Raw genomic sequence first — 6,223 nt, 5'->3', positions numbered from 1 at the left:
GGGGCGGGCGGCGAGCCCTCTGCCCGCGAAGAGGTCCGCAAGGTTTCACAAGTTCTGGGGTTTGACACCTTTTTCAAAAAAACTTCATACAGGGTATTGACTTAGGTTCGGTACCTGCGTAAATTTCGCGGCCTCAGCGAAGCAAAGGGTGATTAGCTCAGCCGGGAGAGCATCTGCCTTACAAGCAGAGGGTCGGCGGTTCGATCCCGTCATCACCCACCATTTCGTTGAAATGCAGCTGAGAACGCAACACCGAGCAACACGTGCTGAAGTTCGAGAGCACACACTGCGCAGCGGTAGTTCAGTCGGTTAGAATACCGGCCTGTCACGCCGGGGGTCGCGGGTTCGAGTCCCGTCCGCTGCGCCATTTTTTGCACTGATTCGGTTCTCCGGGTCAGCGATCAAGAAACTCGAAAGTTCTCGATCAACAGGTTTCAAACGGACGCAAGTCCGAGCGATACGCAGCGGTAGTTCAGTCGGTTNNGAGTCCCGTCCGCTGCGCCATACACAGCTTCGAGGCCCTTGAACTCCTCGAAGCGAACAAAGAAAGCGACCTTAGGGTCGCTTTTTTTGTGCCTGAATTTCAGTCGGCTTTTGTCGCGCCAGATGTGACCGCAATGCTGATAATGAAGCCGTCCGCTTGAGTCTGACCGACATTGACCAGCTCTACCTCATAACTTTCATCCGCCGTGTAATCCTGTAGTTTCACGGTGCCGTGATCCATCGTGTGCATCTCCGAGCCGGCATGTCGCAATGCGACAACAGCAGTGCCGGTAGGTCCAATAATATGGAAACCAATCGACTTTGGTGTGGCGATCAGGAATTCCCAGTAACTTCCACGTTCGGGCATATAGTACGCCGAGGAAATCACTCGGCTCTTTGTTTCAGATATCTGGATATTAGTGAATGTCACAGTCTTATCTGGAAATTCGTCGGCGTATTGTGAAGGAACATGGCTGAAGTCCACTGTGAGCTGCGCTGGCCCATCAGCATAGGGTTTGGAATCCCGCTCAACGGTGGACAGATCGAACAGGTCATGGTCTTTGGTACTCATGGTGCACTCTCCATACAGTAGAGACTTACCGGTTGAATGAATGGTTGTGTCATTAGAGGCGATACAGCCTGTGACTTGAAAGTTAGTTAAGCACCCGCCTGCTGATCGAGCAAAGAAACAGGTTGACTATGTTTTTTCGTGGCTAGCACTTATGAATGTGATTTTTTATAGTGCAGCTTTAACTGCCCGGTCAGTTGAAAGGCTCGGTCTTGTAAAGAAAATTGCGCATTTTCCACGCCCCGCTGTCTGACGCTTATCCAATCAATCGCGCACCGGTGGCCCGTCCCATGAGCAGCAAGAACCCCTGTATCAGCGTCTGCAAGTTCACCGATGACACCTGCATCGCCTGCGGACGGACCAAGCCTGAGTGCAAGGCCTGGAAGAAGATGGACAAGGATGAGCGCCGCGAGGTGAACGAGCAGGCCGCGCAGCGGTTGAAGGACATGAAGGGCACCGCCAAGCGGAAAAAGAAGAAAGGCTGAAAAAATCGGCTAGCCTTGGATGCGCAACACCCGTGTTGCGCGTATCATTCGCGGCCCTCCGGCGCGCCTGCGCCGAGCAGTATTCCATTCGACCCACCGGGAGGTGCTTACGATGAAAGATCTCGATCAGCAAGACGGCAGCCAGGAAATCGGCCCCGCCGGCGAAAAACTGCAGAAAGTATTGGCCCGTATCGGCGTGGGTTCGCGCCGTGACGTAGAGGCGTGGATCAGCGAAGGCCGGATCAAGGTCAACGCCAAGGTCGCCACCCTCGGCCAGCGCGTCGATCTGCACGACGCCATCACCGTGGACGGCAAGGTGATCAAGCGCGAGGAAGCCTCGGAAACCGTGCGCCGCGTGATCATTTACAACAAGCCCGACGGTGAAATCTGCACCCGTGACGACCCTGAGGGCCGTCCTACCGTCTTCGACCGCCTGCCGCGCCCGCGCGAAGGCCGCTGGATCAACGTCGGCCGCCTGGACATCAACACCACCGGGCTGTTGATGTTCACCACCGATGGCGAACTGGCCAACCGCCTGATGCACCCTTCGTTCGAAATGGACCGCGAGTACGCCGTACGTGTACGCGGCGAAGTCGACGAAGACATGCTGTTGCGCCTCAAGAACGGCGTGATCCTGGAAGACGGCCCTGCGCGTTTCACCGACATCCAGGAAGCACCGGGCGGTGAAGGCTTCAACCACTGGTACCACTGCGTGGTCATGGAAGGCCGTAACCGTGAAGTGCGTCGCCTGTGGGAATCCCAAGGCCTGGTGGTCAGCCGCCTCAAGCGTGTGCGCTTCGGTCCGGTGTTCCTCAACTCCGACCTGCCGATGGGCCGGTGGCGTGAGCTGACCCAGGGTGAAGTCGATACCCTGAGTGCCGAGGTGGGCCTGGCTGCGGTCGCCATGCCGTCGATGACCACCAAGACCAAGGACAAGCTGGAGCGCATGCAGCGCAAATCCTCGCGCCCGATGGGCCGTGGCGAGCGTGTGCGTACCCTGCGTCCGGCCCACGACGGCGCGCCGTCCACCGAACAGCGCCCGGCTCGCCAGCCGCGTGGCGATTCGGCACCGGCTTCGCGCAAGGACAGTGGCCGTGGCACGCCTGTGGCTGAGCGTCCGGCGGACATGAACAAGCGTCCGGCCAAGCCTGCGGGCAAGCCAGGTGCCAAGCCTGCGGCCAAGCGTCCGGGCATCAAGCTGGTGGACGACGCGCCTTCGGGCAATCGTCGTGGCCCGGCAGCGGGCACGGGTCAGCGTCCAGGCTTCGGCCGTCGCAAGCCCAAGCCTGAGTAAGGACAGCTGATGTCCACGTGCGCCAACCTTCCAGGGTTGGCGTTTTTTTGTGGGGTGTCGGTGGGGGCCTCTTCGCGGGCAGAGACCCGCTCCCACAGAACACCAGCGTGAAGCGATAGGCTATTGGGCCTTCGATACTTCAAACATTGAACAAGTGACTTCTCCCTGATGACTGAACCAAACCAGCTCAAGCGTGGGCTGAAGAATCGCCACATCCAATTGATCGCCCTGGGCGGAGCCATCGGCACCGGTTTGTTCCTGGGGTCTGCGGGCGTGCTCAAATCGGCCGGGCCGTCGATGATCCTGGGTTACGCCATCTGCGGCTTCATCGCCTTCCTGATCATGCGCCAGCTGGGCGAGATGATCGTCGAGGAGCCGGTCGCCGGTTCCTTCAGTCACTTCGCCCACAGCTACTGGGGCCGGTTTCCCGGTTTCCTGTCGGGCTGGAACTGCTGGGTGCTGTACATCCTGGTGGGCATGTCGGAGCTGACCGCCGTCGGCAAATACGTGCACTACTGGTGGCCGGAGATACCGACCTGGGTATCGGCCGCGGTGTTCTTCGTGATGATCAATGCCATCAACCTGACCAACGTCAAGGTGTTCGGGGAAGCCGAGTTCTGGTTCGCCATCATCAAGGTGGCGGCGATTGTCGGCATGATTGCCCTGGGCAGCTACCTGCTGGTCAGCGGCAGTGGCGGCCCGCAGGCAGGTGTCAGCAACCTTTGGGAGCATGGCGGCTTCTTCCCCAACGGCGTCGGCGGTTTGGTCATGGCCCTGGCGATCATCATGTTCTCTTTCGGCGGCCTGGAAATGCTCGGTTTTACCGCGGCCGAGGCGGACAGCCCGAAGACGGTGATCCCCAAGGCCATCAATCAGGTGATCTTCCGTATTCTCATCTTCTATATCGGCGCGCTGGTGGTGCTGTTGTCGCTGACCCCGTGGGATGGCCTGTTGGCCAGCCTGAATGCCTCGGGCGACGCCTACAGCGGCAGCCCGTTCGTGCAGGTGTTCTCGATGCTGGGCAGCGACACGGCGGCGCATGTGCTCAACTTCGTGGTCCTGACCGCAGCCCTGTCGGTGTACAACAGCGGCACCTACTGCAACAGCCGCATGCTGCTGGGCATGGCCGAGCAGGGCGATGCACCGCGCGCGCTGGCCAAGGTGGATGCGCGCGGCGTACCGGTACGTGCGCTGCTGGTGTCGGCGGCAATCACGCTGGTGGCCGTGGCGTTGAACTACTTCGTGCCACAGCAGGCGCTGGAGCTGTTGATGTCGCTGGTGGTCGCGACCCTGGTGATCAACTGGGCGATGATCAGCTACTCGCACCTCAAGTTCCGCCAGCACCTGCAGCGCCAGGGCCAGGTGCCGTTGTTCAAGGCGCTGTGGTATCCGTACGGAAACTACCTGTGCCTGGCGTTCGTGGCGTTCATCTTGATCATCATGCTGATGATTCCGGGTATTCGCATTTCGGTGTATGCCATTCCACTGTGGGTCGGCGGGATGTACCTGTGCTATCGCCTCAAGCCCAAGCCCCTGTCCTGAGCGGAGTGCCGCATGCTGGAGATCTCCAACGCCGTCCATCTGCCAGACGCTGAAATCGAACTCAGCGCCATCCGTGCGCAAGGCGCGGGTGGGCAGAACGTCAACAAGGTTTCCAGTGCGGTGCATCTGCGCTTCGATATCGGCGCCTCGTCGTTGCCGCCGTTCTACAAGGAGCGGCTGCTGGCGCTGCGTGACAGCCGGATCACCGGTGATGGCGTGATTGTCATCAAGGCGCAGCAGTTTCGTACGCAGGAGCAGAACCGGGCCGATGCGTTGCAGCGCTTGCGTGAGCTGATTCTGATGGCCACCAAGGTCGAGAAGAAGCGGCGGCCGACCAAGCCCACGCTGGGCTCCAAGACCCGCCGCTTGGAAGGCAAGACCAAGCGGGGCGCGATCAAGGCCGGGCGCGCCAAGATCGACTTCTGAAGGGCGTTATCCTCAGACCAGCTTGTCTTCCGGTGGTGGGAGGCGAGCGGCCTGGCGGTATAGATAGAAGGTCAGGCCCAGGCCCGTGCACGCAGCAGCAGCGGCAAACAGGAAGATCGAGCTGAAGCCGAAGCCGGCGGCTATGGCGCCGGCCACCGGCCCGGTGATGCCCAGCGACATGTCGATGAACAGCGAGTAGGCCCCCACTGCAGCACCGCGGCTCGACGCTGGCACCAGATTGACCGCTTCGACGCCGAGTGCCGGGAATACCAGAGAAAAACCGAAACCGGTCAACGCCGCACCCGCCATGGCCAGTTCCTGACTGGGCGCCAACCATAGCAGCAGCAAGCCCAGGGTCTCCACGCTCAGGCAGACAATCGCCACGCGAAAGCCACCCAGACGGTTGATCAGGTTGCCGAACAACAGCCGCGCGAGAATGAAGCTGGCACCGAACAGGCTCAGGCACAGCGCTGCGTTGTCCCAGGCATTGCTGGCGTAGTACAGGGTGATGAACGTGGCGATGGTGCCGAAGCCAATGCCGCCCAGGGCCAGTCCGGTGCCGTGGGGCAGCACGCGACCCAGGACGTGCAGAAACGGCAGGCGCTCGCCGGCCACCACTGGCGCGGGCAGCTTGTTCCAGGCCAGGGCGATGCCCACGCCTGCCAGAACGATGATGCTCGCGCCCATGCTCCACAAGCCCAGATGCTTGACCATCAACACACCCAGCGGCGCGCCAATGGCCAGCGCGCCGTAGCTGGCGATGCCGTTCCAGGAGATGACCTTGGCCGTATTGGCCGCCCCGACGCGACCGATCCCCCAGCCAATGGAGCCGGAGCCCACCAGGCTTTCTGCCGATCCGAGCAACACCCGACCCAGCAGCAGGCTGGTGAGGCTCAGTGCCGGCCAGCTTTGCAACCAGCCGGCCAGCAGCATGAACAACCCGCTGATGCCGCAGCCGACCAATCCGTAGATCACAGCCTTCTTGCTGCCCAGGTTGTCGATGATCTTGCTCGCCTGGGGGCGGCTGAGCAGGGTGGCGAGGTATTGAACGCTGATCACCAGGCCAGCGATCACCGCGCCGTAGCCCAGATCGCTGTGGACGAAGCCGGGCAATACCGCCAGGGGAATGCCTATGCTCAGGTAGCCAATGAAGGTGAACAGTACGATGGAGACGACTTGCAGCGTGACCGTCATGGGGCGCTGGGAGTGGGGCATGGGTAGATCCGTAGAAAAATCAGGCGGTTGGCGCGGGCATCAATAGGCAAGGAAATACATGACCCGCATGAAGGTACAGCCAAGCTTACATGACGTTCATCATATGAGTGCGCGGCACAAAAAAAGGCGTCGCAATGCGGCCCCGGATGCTTGCTTTGGTAAAACGTGTTGAACCTCGGCCTAGGTGACCTACAACTTCGCTAACTATGG

6 protein-coding genes and 2 tRNA genes are annotated in these 6,223 nt (G+C 60.6%); 6 read left to right on the top strand and 2 right to left on the bottom strand.

Features of this window, described 5'->3' with window-relative positions; all coding sequences use genetic code 11:
- Positions 1-146 precede the first annotated feature (146 nt).
- A tRNA-Val gene (locus B2V21_RS13275) sits at positions 147-222 on the top strand.
- A 68-nt stretch (positions 223-290) separates the two neighbouring features.
- Positions 291-367: transfer RNA gene (locus B2V21_RS13270), tRNA-Asp, on the top strand.
- A 216-nt stretch (positions 368-583) separates the two neighbouring features.
- On the opposite strand, the gene B2V21_RS13265 is transcribed toward B2V21_RS13270, so the two are convergent.
- Positions 584-1,054 (bottom strand): hypothetical protein, encoded by a 471-nt coding sequence (locus B2V21_RS13265; protein ID WP_286917087.1) that lies wholly within the window; start codon positions 1,052-1,054, stop codon positions 584-586.
- A 287-nt stretch (positions 1,055-1,341) separates the two neighbouring features.
- Between B2V21_RS13265 and B2V21_RS13260 the strand changes: the two genes are divergently transcribed.
- From B2V21_RS13260 to arfB, 4 genes are all read left to right on the top strand, one after another.
- Positions 1,342-1,536 carry a DUF1289 domain-containing protein gene (locus B2V21_RS13260; protein WP_049862171.1) on the top strand — a complete coding sequence of 65 codons (195 nt, stop codon included), beginning with the start codon at positions 1,342-1,344 and terminating at the stop codon, positions 1,534-1,536.
- A 112-nt stretch (positions 1,537-1,648) separates the two neighbouring features.
- The gene (rluB, locus tag B2V21_RS13255) at positions 1,649-2,830 is read left to right on the top strand and encodes a 23S rRNA pseudouridine(2605) synthase RluB (RefSeq protein WP_049862170.1); all 1,182 of its coding nucleotides are present in this window, start codon (positions 1,649-1,651) and stop codon (positions 2,828-2,830) included.
- 168 nt (positions 2,831-2,998) lie between these two features.
- A complete protein-coding gene (locus tag B2V21_RS13250; protein ID WP_286917086.1) occupies positions 2,999-4,372 on the top strand; it encodes an amino acid permease in 1,374 nt (457 codons plus the stop codon).
- Between the two features lie 12 nt (positions 4,373-4,384).
- Entirely contained in the window at positions 4,385-4,798 is a 414-nt protein-coding gene (gene arfB / locus B2V21_RS13245) for an alternative ribosome rescue aminoacyl-tRNA hydrolase ArfB (protein WP_286917085.1), read from the top strand.
- A gap of 12 nt (positions 4,799-4,810) precedes the next feature.
- Here the strand turns inward: arfB and B2V21_RS13240 are convergent, their stop codons facing one another.
- A complete protein-coding gene (locus B2V21_RS13240; RefSeq protein ID WP_090359590.1) occupies positions 4,811-6,013 on the bottom strand; it encodes an MFS transporter in 1,203 nt (400 codons plus the stop codon).
- Positions 6,014-6,223: the final 210 nt, after the last annotated feature.

The organism is Pseudomonas sp. UBA6276 (genome assembly GCF_002438365.1).
GTDB lineage: Bacteria > Pseudomonadota > Gammaproteobacteria > Pseudomonadales > Pseudomonadaceae > Aquipseudomonas > Aquipseudomonas coleopterorum.
The sequence above is the reverse complement of the archived record's forward strand: the minus strand, read 5'-3'. Positions and strand labels throughout refer to the sequence as shown.